The sequence below is a fragment of the Pseudomonas sp. CFBP2511 genome (assembly GCF_030209255.1).
GTDB lineage: Bacteria > Pseudomonadota > Gammaproteobacteria > Pseudomonadales > Pseudomonadaceae > Aquipseudomonas > Aquipseudomonas avellanae.
Genome location: NZ_JARVSI010000004.1, coordinates 23,240 through 40,038, shown reverse-complemented (window position 1 = coordinate 40,038; position 16,799 = coordinate 23,240). Strand labels below are relative to the sequence as shown.

Here is a 16,799-nt window from a genome sequence, read left to right as displayed (position 1 = left end):
CACTCATCGTTGTACAAGTCCGCTCTTGATTCTGGCCGTAGGCCGTGGGAGCGAACTTGTTCGCGAAAGGGCGGGTGTAGTCGCCGAAAATGTAGCGCCTAAAACACCGTTAAAGCTTGCCAATCCCGCCCGGCTGAAACACCACTTCGCTCGGCGCCAGGCCGTTGATCAGCGGCTGGCCGAACTCGGCCTGGCTGACCTCGAAGCGATCACCGGGCTGGGTGCGTACGCCATCGGCAAACGACAGGGTTGCGGTGCCGAAAAAATGCACATGCACGTCACCCGGCCTTAGGAACTGGGCGTATTTAAAGTGGTGGTACTCAAGGTTTTCCAGGCTGTGGCACATGTTGGCCTCGCCGCTGAGGAATTCTTTCTCCCACAACACTTTGCCATCACGCCAGATGCGGCTGGTGCCGGTCAGGCTTTGTGGCAGCTCGCCTACGCGCAGCTCCGGCCCGAAAGAGCAGGCGCGCAGTTTCGAGTGGGCCAGGTACAGGTAATTGCGGCGTTCCATGATGTGATCGGAGTACTCGTTGCCAAGAGCGAAGCCCAGGCGATACGGCTTGCGATCATGGCCGATCACATAGAGGCCGCTCAGCTCAGGCTCTTCCCCACCATCTTCGGCAAAGGGCGGCAATGAAAACGCATGCCCAGGGCGTACGACGATGCTGCCGTCACCTTTATAGAACCACTCCGGCTGAACACCCGCCTGCCCCGCCGCTGGCTTGCCGCCCTCCACGCCCCATTTGAAAATGCGCATGGTGTCGGTCATCGACGCTTCGTCGCCAGACTGCTGGTGCATCTTGTCACGCGCAGACGCACTGCCCAGATGCGTCAACCCGGTGCCACTGACCAGCAAGTGCGCCGGATCAGGATGGTCGAGCGGCGGCAGAATCCGCAAGTCCTTGAGCAATTGCGGGTAGTCATGCGTCTCGCCAACGCCACGCTGCTCGACCTGACGAGCCAGACCTGAACCCGCCTCGATAGCCGCCAGCGCCAGCTCGCGAACGCTCTCGACACCCTGCACTTCACGCACCTGATCACCGTCAATCAGCCCGACCCGACGCTGACCGTTGCTCAATTCAAATTGCACTAACCGCATAAAATTCTCCCTGCATCACCATTAAAAACGCCAAGGCCTGCTTCTTCTTGCCGCTTGAAGCTTGAAGCTCGCAACTGCTTCACCTGGCACTCGCCGCAAAATCAGAAGCCGGCAACACATGCTTACGTTCCAGCACGTGATAAACGATCCCGGTCAACACCAGGCCGAATACCATCACCCCGGACAGGAAATACAGGCCCGAGGCCAGGCTGCCGGTCATTTCCTTCAGCGCACCGATCACGAACGGACCAATGTAGCCGCCCAGATTGCCGACCGAATTGATCAGCGCAATACCGGCTGCCGCGCTGGCACCGGCAAAGAAGCGACCCGGCAAGGTCCAGAACACCGCCGTGCAGGAAAACAACGCGAAGGCCACGACACACAGCGCAGCCAGTTGCGCGACCGGCAAGGTCAGCCAGGCGCTGCAGAACAGGCCGATGGCGCCCAGCACATAAAGCACTGCCAGATGCCCGTAACGGTCATTGAGGCGGTCAGAACTGCGGGGCACGATCAGCAGGCCGATGATGCCGAAGATGTACGGCACCGAAGACACAAAACCGGTGGTCAAATCGCTGCCGCCAAACTGCTTGATCAGCGTCGGCAACCACAGGCCCAGGCCGTAAATGCTCAATGTCACCGGCAGATAGAACAGCGCCAGAAGCAACACACGCTTGTCTTTCAGCGCATGCAACGGGTTGCCGTGCCGAGTCTGGCCGTAGTGTTCGAGGTCTTTTTTCAGTTCACCGGCCAGCCAGTCTTTCTCGGCCTGGTCCATCCACTTGACCTGTTGCGGACCGTCCGGCAACCAGCGCAACACCGGCCAGGTGAGCAGAATCGCCGGGGTGCCGATGACGATGAACAGCCACTGCCAGCCATGCAGGCCGAGCACGCCGTCCATGCCCAGCAGACCGCCCGAGACGGGCCCGGTGATCATCATGGCGATGGGTTGCGACAGAATGAACAGACCGAGGATCTTGCCGCGATGGCGCACCGGAAACCACTGAGTGATGTAATAAAGCACGCCGGGAAAGAAGCCCGCCTCGGCCGCGCCCAGCAGAAAGCGCATCACATAGAAACTGTGCGGCCCCTGCACAAACGCCATGCCGATGGTGATCGCGCCCCAGGTGATCATGATCCGCGCGAACCAGCGGCGTGCGCCAAAGCGCTCGAGCATCAGATTGCTGGGGATTTCAAACAGGAAGTAGCCGATGAAGAACAGCCCGGCACCCAGACCATAGGCGGCGTCGCCGATCCCGATGTCCGCGCCCATGTGCAGTTTGGCAAAACCCACGGCGGAACGATCTACATAAGCGATGAGGTAAAGCAGAATAAGGAAAGGAATCAGTTTGAACGTGATGCGGCGTATAAGCCGCAGTTCCTGGCTCATGTAGGCGGTCTCCCATTGTTTTTGTTATGGAACCTGCGGGGATCACCTCTGTGCCTGGGTGCTGATGAAGCTGCCTAGGCGCCAGGATGAACCCTCGTCTACGATCGACTATATAGTAATACTATTTGAACTGACAACTCTTCCAATACGGGTTTTTTAGGCTTACCTTAGCCAGCAGCGTCGTCATTAAGTCTTACAATAAGAGAGCCGATCATGTCTGACTCCGATAAAAAACCGACCCTCCGTTCTGCCCAGTGGTTTGGCACCGCCGACAAGAATGGCTTCATGTACCGTAGCTGGATGAAGAATCAGGGTATTGCCGACCATCAGTTTCAGGGCAAGCCGATCATCGGCATCTGCAATACCTGGTCGGAGCTGACCCCTTGCAACGCGCATTTCCGGCAGATTGCCGAGCATGTCAAACGTGGCGTGATCGAAGCAGGTGGCTGGCCGGTCGAGTTTCCGGTGTTCTCCAACGGCGAATCCAACCTGCGCCCCACTGCAATGTTTACCCGCAACCTGGCGAGTATGGACGTCGAGGAAGCGATTCGCGGCAACCCGATTGACGGTGTCGTGTTGCTGACCGGCTGTGACAAGACCACGCCTGCACTGTTGATGGGTGCCGCCAGTTGCGACATCCCGGCCATCGTCGTGACCGGCGGGCCGATGCTCAACGGCAAGCATGAAGGCAAGGACATCGGTGCCGGCACCATCGTCTGGCAGATGCACGAGTCTTACAAAGCCGGGACTATCAGCCTGGATGAATTCCTCTCCGCCGAAGCCGGCATGTCCCGCTCGGCAGGCACCTGCAACACGATGGGCACGGCCTCGACCATGGCCTGCATGGCTGAAGCACTGGGCACCTCGTTGCCGCACAACGCCGCCATTCCTGCGGTGGACTCGCGCCGTTACGTGCTGGCGCACATGTCCGGCATGCGCGCAGTGGACATGGTCCGCGAAGACTTGCGCCTGTCGAAGATTCTCACCAAGGCCGCCTTTGAAAATGCCATCCGGGTCAACGCGGCCATCGGCGGTTCGACCAATGCAGTTATCCACCTCAAGGCCATCGCCGGACGCATTGGCGTCGATCTGGACCTGGACGACTGGACCCGCATGGGCCGCGGCATGCCGACCATCGTCGACCTGCAACCGTCCGGGCGTTTCCTGATGGAAGAGTTCTATTACGCCGGTGGCCTGCCCGCCGTGCTGCGCCGCATGAACGAAGCCAGACTGCTGCCCAACCCGGATGCGTTGACGGTCAACGGCAAGAGCATCGGTGAGAACACCTGCAATTCCCCCATCTATGGTGAAGATCAGGTAATCCGTGCCTTGGACAACCCGATTCGGGCCGACGGTGGCATCTGTGTGCTCCGCGGCAACCTCGCCCCGCTGGGTGCCGTGCTCAAGCCTTCAGCCGCCACACCGGCACTGATGCAGCATCGTGGCCGTGCGGTGGTGTTCGAGAATTTCGAAATGTACAAGTCGCGGATCAACGACCCGGATCTGGACATCGACGCCAGCTCGGTAATGGTCCTCAAGAACTGTGGCCCCAAGGGTTATCCGGGCATGGCCGAGGTCGGCAACATGGGTCTGCCGGCCAAGCTGCTCGCTCAGGGTGTGACTGACATGGTACGTATTTCCGATGCACGCATGAGCGGCACAGCGTACGGCACGGTGGTTCTGCATGTCGCTCCGGAAGCGGCCGCCGGTGGCCCGCTTGCGGTGGTCAAGGAAGGCGACTGGATCGAGCTTGACTGCGCCAGCGGCCGTCTGCATCTGGACATCCCGGAAGCCGAACTGGCCGCACGCCTGGCGCAATGGCAAGCCCCGCCACAATTGTTGCTTGGCGGCTATCGCCAACTGTATATCGATAAAGTGATGCAGGCCGATCAAGGCTGTGATTTCGACTTTCTGGTCGGTTGCCGGGGTTCCGAAGTGCCTCGTCACTCGCACTAGTCACTTGCACTACTTGCATTAAAAGAAGCGGCGGTCCCTGTTCTGGCGACCGCCGCAACCGTTGTGCGATGGTATGATGCCCAGCAATCACCGCCAGGACCGACTTGCGTTCCCATGGACTACCGAAAGCCTTCCGACCGAAAAAGCATGCACGCCCGTATCGTCCAGGAACTGGGCATGCAGATCGTATCCGGCCGTTTCAAACCTGACGAAAAGCTGCCCGCCGAAGCGTTGCTCTGCGAAGAATACGCGGTCAGCCGTCCGGTACTGCGCGAAGCCACCCGAGTGCTGGTGGCCAAGGGGCTGGTTTACTCACGCCCACGCGTCGGCACGGTGGTCAAGGCCCGCCGCGAATGGCACTTGCTGGACCCGGACGTGCTGCATTGGGTGATGCAAAGCTCGCCGCAGAACGAATTCTTCAACTTGCTGACCAGCGTGCGCGCCGTCATCGAGCCGGCTGTTGCTGCGCTGGCTGCGCAACATGCCACGGACGCAGAAATCGAGTCGATCCACGAAGCCTACCTGCGCATGGAAGCCGCACCGACGCCGGAAGACCTGCTGCAACCGGACCTCGACTTCCACAGCCGGATCGCCGACGCCACCCACAACGACCTGTTGGCGCACTTGTGCAACATGCTGTCACTGGCCTTGCGCGAAGCACTCAAATACTCCAACAAACGCCCCAACCTGCACGAGCTGGCCATGCCCCGCCACAAAGCCATCCTTACCGCCATCCAGAACCGCGACGCCCTCGGCGCACGCCATGCCTCGCTGGTGCAACTGGACGATGCGCGCAATGCGCTGAGCGTAGTGTTAGGCGGCGGTTGATCAGTCGGTTCAACTGAATCGATAACGTCTTGGGTCTGTCTGTTCGCCGTATTTATCAATCAAGCAGGGCGAACCCTATCGATTACCGATACCCACCTCTGAATGTTCTATTTCTGTGGGAAATATCCAGCCCATAGGTAAGAGTTTTATCAGCCCAGCGTAAGCTCAGTCCTTAAATACCGTAAATAGCGATCTGCCATTTCCGAAAACATAAAGTAATGATATCTATCCCTGCACATTAATTAAGACACCGCGCCTGTTCATACACGTCGATTAAAAAAATCAGATGTCAGGGATTCGTGCGGCCGGTAGAAAACACGACTCAGGGAGAGTTGCATGAAACTTCCGGCCATCGTCCAGGGCGATACCACAGACCACGGAGGGTCTGTTATCAATGGCGATCAAACAAAGCAAATCAATGGTTTCCCCGTAGCGCACAGGGGCTGTGACGTCATCTGTCCACTGCATGGCGCCAGCAAAATCATCGGCGAAGAAAACAACTTTCATATCGAAGGAAACATCATCGCCCTGGAGGGCGATCTGACCAGTTGCGGGGCTCGGTTGATATCCAGGCAACAGAGTTTCTTTCGGGTTGAGAGGCGGTCGAGTGTTGTGCAGTCTGCGCCTGATACTTCCGTGGATAATGATCAGAGTGTGGCCAGCAAGTGCTTGGTGGATGGGGGTGTGCAATCGGTTAATTCGTTGGTGGGCGAACGGGGGCCAATTGTATGCGATGAACGTTTTCGTCTGTTCAATCAAAAGCGTTCCAGTCTTGGCCATCTGGTCTATGTGGTCATGCAAGACCAACGGTGCACCGCCATTGGCGCGCTTGACCTGCAAGGCTACAGCCGCCGCCATACAAGCCCTGCGGTCATCGCATTACAACTCGCAACCACCGCCCCTTGGCCGATCATGGAGTAACCCCGATGTCCCTGAACGATTTCCAGCGCATCAACGCCTTGGGCCCCGATACCTACTACGCCTTGCCCCAATTTACTCAGACATTTTATGGAAAAAATCTGATCAGATCATAAAATTGGGAGTCCGTAAATGAAACCACTTTCACAACGGCTCAAATTTTGTATAGCCTACATTACTATCGCCGGTAGTCTCTGGACCGCATCGGAATGGTGGGAAAAAGGGTTAGCGGAACGCTCTGGCGAGCCTGACATAAGCCCTGGAGGCTGTTACCGAGTGGAGCTGTTCAAACCACTCTGGGTTCTCCCGATGATGTTTCATTCGATGCCACACCCGGATAGTGAGGTGCCAAGAAGGTGGCTATCCTTGTGGGAGTACCCTGCGTTTTTTCGGCTCTATGATCATCGCACTGGCGAGTTGATTTCAGAGACAGAGGTTTACGATCTGGCGTCAGCGAGTGGGCCACTGGATTGGGGAGACGGATCGAGTGAGGTATCGGCCGGAATGATCTCGATTGGCCCCAATCTCCCTGATTGCATGGGTGATCGCACTACTCGCGTGCCCCCTCAATAACGAGAGCATCATGATGCTGGACGTTTTTAGATAATCGTTCCAACGCTCCGCGTGGGAATGCCGTTCTGGACGCTCTGCGTCTTGTCTCAAGTAAGCGGCGCGGCGCAAATTTGTGACGCGGAGCGTCACGAACTGCATGCCAACGCGGAGCATTGGCACGATAGTCATCTTGAGGCGTAAGTCATCGTTCCAACGCTCCGCGTGGGAATGCCGTTCTGGACGCTCTGCGTCCTGTACCAAGTAAGCGGCGCGACACCAATTTGTGACGCAGAGCGTCACGAACTGCATGCCAACGCAGAGCATTGGCACGATAGTTAAAAGAACGCAGAGTGACAGGCCGCCACGGGCTCAATGCGAAAACAGCGAGTTGCCCACCTTCCCCGCCATCTTCTCCGGTTTGATCAGGAACCGCGCCAGCGCTGGCAGCAGCCACAGTGCGCCGAACATGTTCCACAGCAGCATAAAGGTCAGCATCAGGCCCATGTCGGCCTGGAACTTGATCGCCGAAAAAATCCAGGTGCACACACCAATAGCCAGGCATAGGCCGGTGAACAGCACGGCCTTGCCGGTGGATTTCAGGGTTTGATAATAGGCCTCCTGCAAGGGCAAACCGGCGCGCAGGAAGCTTTCCAGGCGGCTGTAGATGTAGATACCGTAATCGACGCCGATGCCCACGCCCAACGCCACCACCGGCAGGGTCGCGACCTTGACGCCGATGCCCATGAACGCCATCAGTGCGTTACCCAATACCGACGTCAGCACCAACGGCAGGACGATGCACAAAGTCGCCGCCCAGGAGCGGAAGGTGATCATGCACATGGCGGCCACGCAGATGTACACCAGCACCAGAATCACCAGCTCGGACTGTTTAATGACTTCGTTGGTCGCCGCTTCGATCCCGGCGTTGCCGGCAGCCAGCAGAAATTGCATGTCTGGTTTGTCATTGTGCCTGACGAAATCCTGCACCGCGTGCACGGCGCGGTCGAGGGTTTCGGCCTTGTGATCGTTGAGGAAGACCAGCAACGGGGCCAGCGAGCAATCAGTGTTGTAGAGGCCATCAGCGCGGGCGATGGAGTTATTCAGCACGTCTTTGTTGCGCGACAGGCTTTCCCATTTCAGGTTGCCCTCGTTCATGCCTTTGATGACCTGCTTGGAAACGGTCACCAGCGAAATGGCCGACTGCACGCCTTGGGTGTTCTCCATCTTCCAGGCCAGTTCGTTGATCGCCGACAGGGTCGAATACGCCGAGCAGCCCTCTGGCGGCGTCTTGACCATGACCACCAGCACGTCGGAACTGGTGGAGTAGTGCTTGATGATGAACGCGTTGTCGTTGTTGTAGCGCGAGTCAGGGCGCAGCTCCGGTGCACCCTGGTCCAGGTCGCCGATTTTCAGGTTCTGGCTGTACCAAAGGCCGCCACCAAAGGCCAGCACTGCCAGCGCGATCGAGACCGGCGCGACTTTGGCGCTGGCAAAGTTCGACAGCAGGCGCCAGAAAGGATGCTCGGACACCGCGTCCTGCTTGCTGCGACTGACAGCCCTTTTGCTGATGCCCACGTAGGAAATGGCCACCGGCAGCAGGATCAGGTTGGTGAAGACGATCACCGCCACGCCAATGGACGCGCCAATCGCCAGTTCGCGGATCACGCCGATGTCGATAATCAGCAGAGTAATGAACCCGACCGCATCCGCCAGAATCGCGATCATGCCCGGCAGGAACAACTGGCGAAACGTGCGACGCGCAGCGGTCAGGGCGTTTTCGGCTTCACTGGATTGCAAGGCAATCCCGTTGATCTTCTGCACGCCGTGCGAGATACCGATGGCGAAAATCAGAAACGGCACCAGCATGGAATAGGGGTCGATACCGAAACCCACCACATGCATCAGGCCAAGCTGCCAGATCACTGCAATCAGCGTGGTGCTGAGCACTGCAACGGTGCTGCGGATGCAGCGGGTGAACCAGATCAGCAGCACCAGCGTGATCAGAAAAGCGATGCCGAAGAACATGACCACCATGAACAAACCGTCGATCAGGTCGCCGACTTTTTTGGCGAAACCGACAATGTGAATCTTGATGTTCGGGTTCTGCGCCTGGTACTTGTCGCGGATCTTTTCTTCAAGCTGATGAGAGAACTGCTGGTAGTCCAGCGCCAGCAACTTGCCCTGATCGGCCGGGTCCGGGTACGACTCCTGGAGCGGCACGTCGACGATGCTCGACTTGAAGTCGTTGGCGACCAGCCGCCCTACCTGCCCGGACTTGAGCACGTTGTTGCGCAACTGATCAAGACTGGCGTCCGAGCCGTTGTAGCTCTGTGGAATGACTTCGCCCCCAGCAAAGCCCTCCTCGGTAACTTCGGTCCAGCGCACGCTGGGGCTCCAGAGCGATTTAAGACCAGAACGGTCCACGCCGGGAATGTAAAATACTTCGTCACTGATCTGGCGCAGGGTCTCCATATATTCTTTGGAGAAAATGTCGCCATCCACCGCTTCTACGGAAATGCGCACCGTATTGCCCAGGTTCGCCAGATCGTTGCGGTGCTTCATCATGTTCTGAATGAACGGATGAGACAGCGGGATCATCTTTTCGAAACTGGTGGAAGGCCGAACCTGCGTGGCCTGCCAGAACAGAAAAATACTCGCCAGCAGGCAGAGGATAATCACGGCCGGACGATGATTGAAAATCAGGCGCTCAAGAAAGGTTGCCTTGTCATCTGAATGTGCTGGGTGTTGAAGATTGCTCATGCCTGAAGGTCCCCGCCCTGAAAGGTCTTATTGTTGGGTCGTCTCGGCGCCCGTCGGCGAGGTGACGCGTACGCCGCCCTGTCCTACCAGAATCAGATTGCCTTGAAGATTAGCGGTGACTCCCGCCAGCGAAATGCGATCGGGGCGGTTGAAGACCTCGAATGTCTCACCGTCATCAGTGCTGCGCATGACACTGCCGCCGTTGCCGACCAGCACCAATGTGCCATCGGTCAGCAACGTGGCGCTGGCCAGACCGAACTCGACCGGCCCGCGTGCGCCGTTCAGTTCGATGGGTTGCCAGGTGTCACCAAAATCACTGGAGCGAAACAGGTTGCCGCGCAGACCGTAAGCCAGCAACGTGGCAGGCTGCGCGGTGCCGACGACGCCAAACAACGAGCCCTGATAAGGACCTTCGAGCTTTTCCCAGGTTTGCCCCTCGTCGCGAGAACGAAACATGCTGCCCGCTTCACCGACGATAAACAGCCCTGCGTCTTTTATCTGAGCGATACCGTTCAGGTGGTACTGATCTTCGTTGTCCAGCCGGTCGCTGACGTCCTGCCAATGCCGGCCGCCGTCGCCGGTGTTGAGCAACGCGCCATACGCGCCAATGGCGAAACCGTTGTTGAGGTCCTTGAACCAGACATCCAGCAACGGTGCTTCGCGCTTCAAGTCCTCGAACTGTTTGTTCCAGCTTTTGCCGCCATCGCTGCTGGCGAGGATTTGCGCATCGTGGCCGACCGCCCAACCGTGCTGCTCATCGACGAAGAACACCGCCGTCAGTAGCTGGCGGGTCGGCACTCGGGCCTGGCTCCAGGTCTTGCCCTGGTCATCGGAATACAGAATATGCCCGTGATCACCCACTGCGACCAGGCGTGCACCGGCATGGGCGACATCCAGCAACAGGCCGCGTGAGGCTTTGGCTGATTCGACGGCATACGCGGCGGTGTCCGCAGCGGCTGCGGCAACGGGAGCCGAATCGGCAAACGAGCAGCACGTAAAGATCGCCAGGGACATGCCCGTGCATAACCGAGTGCGCCAGTGGAAAGGCTCACGCATGGACTTCTCCCCTTTCTTATTATCAGGTGGCTGTTACCAATCAGCGCGTCTTGAACCGGACGTCCGCAAGCGTCTGGCCCCGCCTTTCTGGAAGCTCGGCCATCCTAGGCAGTTTTGCAAATGCCTGACAATCGGCATGTCGTTATCTTTTGTTAAGCGCGCAGGATGTGATTGATCAATCATCACGATTGCTGATCGACCAAGTCCGCCAGACCGTCATTGCACAGGTCGTCAGCGAAAGCCTGTCCGGCGCAGCGCAGCCGGTTTAAAGGCGTTTGCACCGGGCACAGGCTGGGAGAAGTCGCTGGTGCCGGGCGCCTGATTTTCCAGGTTCTGGACGTGATAACGCCGCGCTTGCAGGTCATGAAACACATCCAGTGCAGACCATGTGGTAGGCAGCTCGTAATAGTTTTTCAGGTAGGCCATGGAGACCCGCCACAACTGACCGCGACCGTCGTACTGATCGACGATTGCGGCCTGCCAGCTGTCTTCGTCCAGATACAGGGTGCGCCGCGAATAGACATGCCGCGCCGTGGGTTTGAGCCTGCCCTCCACCACCCACACCCGGTGCAGTTCATGGCGCGTATACGCCGGGTTGATATGCCCGACCTGCAACAGCTGCCGGTAGGCGATATCGGGACTGGAAATCCGATAATTGTTGTAAGGGATATACACTTCGCGCTTGCCCATCAGCGTCCATTCATAACGGTCCGGTGAGCCGTTGAACATGTCGGTATCATCTGCCGTGCGCAGGCCATCCGAGGCCGGGATCGGCAGGTCGTAAGCCAGGCTCGGTGCACGTCGCACCCGCCCTTGCCCGGCATTGTAGGCCCACGCCTGCCGGGGTTCCTGCACTTGATCCAGCGTTTCATGGACCAGCACCGCCGAGTCGGTCATGCGCGCCGGGCACTGGGTGAACGACAGGTAGTAGAACAGCACATTGTCCAGACTGGCGAAGCTGCCGCGCGGGTCATAGAAACGGAACAGGATTTCCTGCCGCGTGATGACCGGTTTGAAACTACCGTCACGCTGTATCGCGACTTCTGAAGCTTTGCGCACCACGTAATGACCGCGGTAGCGGGCGATATGATTCCATATGGCCTGAATGCCTTTTTCCGGAACAGGAAATGGTATTCCGCCGTAGGCATCGACAAAGCCGTTGCCATCAGCGATCAACCTGGCTTTTTCGGCATTGCGGCGCGTGTTGTCGTATACCCATTGTGGCGCCGACCCGGAGCGCCGGGTCGGGTAAATGGGCATTTGATAAGTGTCGGGATAGGTCTCGAACATCGCCACTTGCCCAGGCGTCAGCCGCGCGCGGTAGTGTTCCAGATTGGCGTGGGTGATGGTAAACAGAGGCTTGTCAGCGGCGTACGGATCGACATGCCGTGTACCGGAGCCTTTATAACCAGGCGGCGGGCGGGTAATTCCGCCACTCCAGGCCGGTATGCTTCCGGCGTCGTTACCGGCCATCTCGCCGCCGAGAGGCGTCAGCCGGCTGCCCAGCAGCGTGACATCGCCGGCCAGGCTGGTGTTGATCGCGATCAGCAGCACCAGCGCGACCCCCATCAGGTGTTTCATGAACATGTTGGTTCTCCTTACATGACCGGCTTGCCTGACCAGCCCCGGACAATGGGCTGACACACAGACCGGTGCTGTTTCCGTTGTAAACGGTATTATTGTTAGTGCGACGAACGTAACGACTGCCCCGCGCCATTATCGTCAAGAGACAAGCAAGGCATTCAGCCAGCGTGTGATCCTGCAAAAATCTGTATGCCTTACGTCAAGTTGTAGGAAACTTCCAGAACTTAAAACACGCACTAAACACGTCGACGGGACAGGCATCCAGGAGTGCCCACAACAATGCAACCCGAATGCCAACACGAGAAAAAACAACAGATCTTATTTTGTATAAAGTACAGATCAGACGAAAAGCGAACGACTTATATTTCAGAACGCAACACCGTGGTTGCGGCCTGTTTAATTGTCAGACATCCATGAAAAAACCTGGCGTGTTTACCGGTTATCGAGCGCAGAAAAAACCGACGGTAACAGCGAAGGTGTTACTTATCTTTCATAAGTAACACCTTTTTCAATAAACAAGGGTTTAATCGATAACTACGTGGGGCAGGAACCGGCTGGTATCCTTGGTGATCAGGCTGTCATCTTCACGAATGCCGATTCCTGATGCCAGGTCGCCAATAACCCACGAGCCGATCAGTGTGTAGCTGTCGCCAAACTTCGGAAGTGGCGAGTACGCCTGAAGAATGTAAGGCGCATCGGTGTAAGGACCATCGACCGCAATGACCTGGTCGCTCGGCGTGCGCATTTCGATGTTGGCGCCTTCGCGGGAAAAGTACGGCTTGCGCACCCACCCTTTGGGCACCGGTTTCGTGACGTCCTGATCAACTCGCGAAGGCAGCAGGTTCGGATGGCCTTGATTGAATTGCCACAACAACGGCAAGATCCCCTTGTTGCTGAGGATCGCCTTCCAGGCAGGCTCGACAAACTGAGTGCCGCTGGCCGTAACGTTCTTGCCGAATGCCTCGTGAAAGATATGTTCCCACGCATGCAGTTTGAACAAGCGCTCGATCCAGCGCCCGTCCAGGTCTACAAAACGCCCTTGGTCATCGGGCCCGATGTCCTCGATGTCGATGTGCCTGGCATCGATACCGACGTGCGCGGCCATGCGCCGCAGGAAATCGGTGGTGCCACGGTCTTCGACAGAGCCGGACATCGCCGCAAAGTAGAACGGGCTTGCCCCCGGAAACTCGGCGAAGGCGCGAACAAGGTCCTCGGCAATCGAGTTGAACTGGCTGGCATGCGCCGGCAATACCCCACGCGCCATCTGCTCTTCGAGCCAGAGCAGTTGAAACGCGCCAGCCTCCATCAGGCTGGTCGGGGTATCGGCATTGATCTCGTACATCTTTGCCGGGCCCGTACCGTCGTAGGCGAAGTCAAAGCGTGCGTAAAGATGTGGGTGCCCTTGCTTCCATGATGTCTGAATTACATCGAAAAACGCTGCTGGAATGGCCAACTGGTGCAGCAGCTCCTCACTGTCCACCACCCGCGCCACCGCATCCATGCACATCTGGTGAAGCGCCTGGGTCGGCGCTTCCAGATCGCGGGTAATCTGCTGTTCGGTGAACAGGTAATAACCGCGCTCATCCCAGTAGCGCTCGCCGTCGATGGTGTGAAAGTTGAAGCCTTCACGTTCGGCGGTGGCACGCCAGTCAGGGCGTTCTTCGATGCTGATCTTTTTCATGGCGCGCTCCGTCAGCCTCCGAAACTGCTGCTGCCGCTGCTGCTCTTGCCGCCCCAGCCGCTGCGTGCCGAAGCCTGACTGCCGAAACCGCCACGCGAAATGGTCGATGACACCGACGACGAGCCAGAACCTGAACTGCCCAGGTTGCGCCCCAGCGTGCTTTTGCCATAGCTGCGGTCCGGGCTGGACTGCGCCTGACTCGAACGGCCGAAGGTCTTGCCGCGATCAATCTGGCTGGGCAAGGATGAGCTGTAATAACCGCCACGGTCATCACGTGTCTGGTAGATAGGCTGCGAGTAATAACGGCTGCCACCACCGAAACCGTTACTGAGCAAATTGCCGATCAGCAAACCGGCCATCAGCCCGGTAGTGCCGCTCATGCCTGCGGGCGCGGACTGGGCGACTTCCTGATTGGCCCGGTCCAGCGCCTCTTTGGGCACATGCCCGGAAAAACCCAGTTCGAAGCCGCCGAGCTTCGGCACGTACTTGCCGTCCGAAGTGACCTGGCAATAATCCGGTATGAAGTCAGCGTCACAAGACGCCTTGTCATCGTAGGTCGGCGCGATGCGACGATGGTCGGACAGCGCCTGCATGTAGGCATCCGAACAGACATTGACCGGCACCTTGGCATCGACGCATTCCTGCACCGAACTGAAGTTGGCCTTTGCGTTGAAAGTGTCCTTGTCTTCCGACGGGCCACAGGCGGCGAGAGCCAGGGGAAGCGTGCTGGCGAGCACCAGCTTTACTGAACTACGTCTCATCGTGAGTCTCCTTGTCCAAGGCTGCCGTCAGACCGAAGGGGTCATGCAGGCGGCGTTGAGAAGACCGACGCTGATTGCGACGCTGGCCGAATAGATAGCGGCGGCCATTTCGCCTTTGGCGATGCGCGTCGACAGGCCCTTGAGCACCAGGCTGGTGACGCCGAACGCCAACAACTGCACCACGGCGGCAATCACCACCCAGACGATGACGTCCAGAATGCTGATGCTGTAGGTGATGATGTTACTGGCCGGCAACGCGAAACCGATCAGTGAACCGCCCAGCGCAAGCGCGGCGGCACTGTTGTTTTCGCGGATCAGCGCGAACTCCTTGTGCGGCGTAATCCTGCTGTAGATGAACTGGAACAGGGCGAACAGAATCGCCGCCACCAGAATGTACATAACGAAGCCGAATACAGCGGTGGCATTGAGCGACATACGCAGCGCGTCGATCATGAGAATTTCCTTGTCAGAGAACGTTGATATCAGTGGATTGCAGCGTTATGCCAACCGCCGTGGTGAGCGTGATGCTGCCCTCTTCGTCTTCCTCCACGGAAAACAGCAGAAACTCACGGCGGTTTATCAGTCCCGTTTCGCGGGCGTACAGCATGCTCAGGTGTTTCACGCGATAGGCAGCATCAGGGCTGACGATATCTTCGTCCAGGGGCGTCAGTTCGGTCTGGCCCGGTGAAGTGCCCCATTGCCGCTCGAATTCCTCGCCATCGTGCTCGTAGGTGGGCAGGCCGATCTTCGACGACGGGCCGGTCAGGCGCAGCAGCTCATCCTTGTTGGTGATCGGCTCGGCGCTGTAATAACCGAACAGGATGATGTCCTGAACGTCTTCCGGGTTGGGGCCGTTGCTGACCACTTGCAGAAAGTAATCCTCGTTATCGAGGTAGAAACGATGCAGGGCCATTGCCTGGCCCAGATCGACACGCCCTACGGCCCAGACCTTTTCATCACCAGGCACGACCACTTCCGAATGCCCGTCGAGCAACAGCTTCAATGAGCTGTCCAGGCATAACATCCGCCCGGAGGCCAGCCCCAGCGGGTTGGCCGACGCGTCACCCTCACGACCCGACGCCTTGGGTGCTTCCAGACCCATGGCACGTTTGAACCAGCTCATAGTGCGTTTCCTTGAAGTCGACTGGAGGCAATGTAGAAAATTTCCCCGCCCAGGATAGACATATCGTTGGCCGGATTGATCTCGAACTGCTGCATGGTTGAGGAGCGATAACCAATCAGCGTGGCATTGAATTCCTGGCGCATGCGTATGTACAGCTCGCCGCAGGAGCAGGCGAAGTCGGCAGGCAACACATGACGGTACTGCGTGGCACCCACGCCAACACACAGCAGCTCGGTGATCACCGAACTCGAGCCTGGGTCCTGCGCGGAGCGAACCAGCATTTCAATGGCCATGTTCGAGGTGCATTCCAGCTCGGGTGCGTAGGTTCTGGCCAGCGCGGCCCGTTCGGAATTATTGAAGTGCGCGACCACATGACCGGTCGGCCCGAGGCTTTTGAGCGTCAGTACGATGGCGAGTGTCAGGCTGTCGGATTGGGTGTGGACCAGAATTCTCTGCGCGCCCACAACCCCCGCGCGGCTCAGCACCGCCGGCGAATCCAGAGAATCGCCCTTGATGAACGACGCCCTGCCCGGCAGCGGGTTTTCCGTGATGATCGAGTCGCAGATAACAAGCCCGGCCCGGCTGGTAGAGGTGTCTTGACCGAGCAGCTCGACGATGCGCTCGCTGGCTTCTCCGTCCCAGCCAACCAACACTGTATGACCTGTCAGCGCCGAGCAATCGCCTTGTCCTTTCATGTTCCTTCTCCAGATATCACCGACCGACGTCGACGCCTTGCCGATGACCGTGGTCAGCAAGGCAATGCCACCCAGCATGATCCAGGTGGTGGTGACCAGCTTGCCCCACCCTGACTTGGGCGACAGATCGCCATAGCCGACGGTGGTCGCAGTGGTGAGGTAGAAATAAGTGAAGTCAGCCCCCTGCAACAGGTGCTCTTCACCGGCCAGCGTCAGCAACAGCCAGGAAACGCCATAGTGCACCAGTAACAGCATGCCGATGCCAGCCCAGCCGAAACGCTCGAAAAACGACGAGGTGTGACGCCGAAGTAACAGGAGCAGAGTCATCCTTTCAAATCCTTGAGCCAGGTTCCACTTCCCTACGGGTCAACAGGGTCTTCCCGGTCAACCGTCATC

General features: G+C 58.2%; 14 protein-coding genes. 4 read left to right on the top strand and 10 right to left on the bottom strand.

What is annotated here, in order from left to right; genetic code table 11:
* Positions 1–109: 109 nt before the first annotated feature.
* Positions 110–1,102 carry an AraD1 family protein gene (gene araD1, locus QRN38_RS03075; RefSeq protein WP_057417762.1) on the bottom strand — a complete coding sequence of 331 codons (993 nt, stop codon included), beginning with the start codon at positions 1,100–1,102 and terminating at the stop codon, positions 110–112.
* Between the two features lie 79 nt (positions 1,103–1,181).
* Complete coding sequence (locus QRN38_RS03070) at positions 1,182–2,489, bottom strand: MFS transporter (RefSeq protein ID WP_005769128.1); 1,308 nt, start codon at positions 2,487–2,489, stop codon at positions 1,182–1,184.
* Between the two features lie 213 nt (positions 2,490–2,702).
* Between QRN38_RS03070 and QRN38_RS03065 the strand changes: the two genes are divergently transcribed.
* The 4 genes from QRN38_RS03065 to QRN38_RS03050 all read left to right on the top strand — a co-directional run bounded on the left by QRN38_RS03065 (position 2,703) and on the right by QRN38_RS03050 (position 6,764).
* On the top strand, positions 2,703–4,445 hold the full coding sequence (locus tag QRN38_RS03065) for an IlvD/Edd family dehydratase (RefSeq protein ID WP_005769126.1): 1,743 nt from the start codon (positions 2,703–2,705) through the stop codon (positions 4,443–4,445).
* 114 nt (positions 4,446–4,559) lie between these two features.
* Positions 4,560–5,273: a FadR/GntR family transcriptional regulator gene (locus tag QRN38_RS03060; protein WP_002554489.1), complete on the top strand. Its 714-nt coding sequence runs from the start codon at positions 4,560–4,562 to the stop codon at positions 5,271–5,273.
* Positions 5,274–5,609: 336 nt separating this feature from the next.
* Entirely contained in the window at positions 5,610–6,194 is a 585-nt protein-coding gene (locus tag QRN38_RS03055; protein ID WP_057429853.1) for a PAAR domain-containing protein, read from the top strand.
* Between the two features lie 129 nt (positions 6,195–6,323).
* Entirely contained in the window at positions 6,324–6,764 is a 441-nt protein-coding gene (locus QRN38_RS03050) for a hypothetical protein (RefSeq protein WP_007245175.1), read from the top strand.
* 348 nt (positions 6,765–7,112) lie between these two features.
* Here the strand turns inward: QRN38_RS03050 and QRN38_RS03045 are convergent, their stop codons facing one another.
* From QRN38_RS03045 to QRN38_RS03010, 8 genes are all read right to left on the bottom strand, one after another.
* A complete protein-coding gene (locus tag QRN38_RS03045; RefSeq protein ID WP_057417764.1) occupies positions 7,113–9,503 on the bottom strand; it encodes an efflux RND transporter permease subunit in 2,391 nt (796 codons plus the stop codon).
* A gap of 27 nt (positions 9,504–9,530) precedes the next feature.
* Positions 9,531–10,559, bottom strand: a complete 1,029-nt coding sequence (locus QRN38_RS03040) for a WD40/YVTN/BNR-like repeat-containing protein (RefSeq protein ID WP_074846350.1) — start codon at positions 10,557–10,559, stop codon at positions 9,531–9,533.
* Positions 10,560–10,790: 231 nt separating this feature from the next.
* The gene (locus QRN38_RS03035; RefSeq protein ID WP_005769116.1) at positions 10,791–12,146 is read right to left on the bottom strand and encodes a DUF1329 domain-containing protein; all 1,356 of its coding nucleotides are present in this window, start codon (positions 12,144–12,146) and stop codon (positions 10,791–10,793) included.
* Positions 12,147–12,666: 520 nt separating this feature from the next.
* The gene (locus tag QRN38_RS03030; RefSeq protein ID WP_057417765.1) at positions 12,667–13,824 is read right to left on the bottom strand and encodes a glutathionylspermidine synthase family protein; all 1,158 of its coding nucleotides are present in this window, start codon (positions 13,822–13,824) and stop codon (positions 12,667–12,669) included.
* Positions 13,825–13,835: 11 nt separating this feature from the next.
* The gene (locus QRN38_RS03025; RefSeq protein ID WP_005769111.1) at positions 13,836–14,585 is read right to left on the bottom strand and encodes a DUF1190 domain-containing protein; all 750 of its coding nucleotides are present in this window, start codon (positions 14,583–14,585) and stop codon (positions 13,836–13,838) included.
* Between the two features lie 27 nt (positions 14,586–14,612).
* The gene (locus QRN38_RS03020) at positions 14,613–15,038 is read right to left on the bottom strand and encodes a DUF350 domain-containing protein (RefSeq protein WP_003382929.1); all 426 of its coding nucleotides are present in this window, start codon (positions 15,036–15,038) and stop codon (positions 14,613–14,615) included.
* 13 nt (positions 15,039–15,051) lie between these two features.
* Entirely contained in the window at positions 15,052–15,708 is a 657-nt protein-coding gene (locus QRN38_RS03015; protein WP_005769109.1) for a DUF2491 family protein, read from the bottom strand.
* Complete coding sequence (locus tag QRN38_RS03010) at positions 15,705–16,730, bottom strand: ion channel (protein ID WP_005769107.1); 1,026 nt, start codon at positions 16,728–16,730, stop codon at positions 15,705–15,707. The genes QRN38_RS03015 and QRN38_RS03010 overlap by 4 nt, the downstream gene beginning before the upstream one ends.
* Positions 16,731–16,799: the final 69 nt, after the last annotated feature.

What these genes read in the sequence shown, in the direction of transcription:
- araD1 (WP_057417762.1), bottom strand. Translation starts at nt 1,102, where the DNA reads ATGCGGTTAGTGCAATTTGAATTGAGCAACGGTCAGCGTCGGGTCGGG.
- QRN38_RS03070 (WP_005769128.1), bottom strand. Translation starts at nt 2,489, where the DNA reads ATGAGCCAGGAACTGCGGCTTATACGCCGCATCACGTTCAAACTGATT.
- QRN38_RS03065 (WP_005769126.1), top strand. Translation starts at nt 2,703, where the DNA reads ATGTCTGACTCCGATAAAAAACCGACCCTCCGTTCTGCCCAGTGGTTT.
- QRN38_RS03060 (WP_002554489.1), top strand. Translation starts at nt 4,560, where the DNA reads ATGGACTACCGAAAGCCTTCCGACCGAAAAAGCATGCACGCCCGTATC.
- QRN38_RS03055 (WP_057429853.1), top strand. Translation starts at nt 5,610, where the DNA reads ATGAAACTTCCGGCCATCGTCCAGGGCGATACCACAGACCACGGAGGG.
- QRN38_RS03050 (WP_007245175.1), top strand. Translation starts at nt 6,324, where the DNA reads ATGAAACCACTTTCACAACGGCTCAAATTTTGTATAGCCTACATTACT.
- QRN38_RS03045 (WP_057417764.1), bottom strand. Translation starts at nt 9,503, where the DNA reads ATGAGCAATCTTCAACACCCAGCACATTCAGATGACAAGGCAACCTTT.
- QRN38_RS03040 (WP_074846350.1), bottom strand. Translation starts at nt 10,559, where the DNA reads ATGCGTGAGCCTTTCCACTGGCGCACTCGGTTATGCACGGGCATGTCC.
- QRN38_RS03035 (WP_005769116.1), bottom strand. Translation starts at nt 12,146, where the DNA reads ATGTTCATGAAACACCTGATGGGGGTCGCGCTGGTGCTGCTGATCGCG.
- QRN38_RS03030 (WP_057417765.1), bottom strand. Translation starts at nt 13,824, where the DNA reads ATGAAAAAGATCAGCATCGAAGAACGCCCTGACTGGCGTGCCACCGCC.
- QRN38_RS03025 (WP_005769111.1), bottom strand. Translation starts at nt 14,585, where the DNA reads ATGAGACGTAGTTCAGTAAAGCTGGTGCTCGCCAGCACGCTTCCCCTG.
- QRN38_RS03020 (WP_003382929.1), bottom strand. Translation starts at nt 15,038, where the DNA reads ATGATCGACGCGCTGCGTATGTCGCTCAATGCCACCGCTGTATTCGGC.
- QRN38_RS03015 (WP_005769109.1), bottom strand. Translation starts at nt 15,708, where the DNA reads ATGAGCTGGTTCAAACGTGCCATGGGTCTGGAAGCACCCAAGGCGTCG.
- QRN38_RS03010 (WP_005769107.1), bottom strand. Translation starts at nt 16,730, where the DNA reads ATGACTCTGCTCCTGTTACTTCGGCGTCACACCTCGTCGTTTTTCGAG.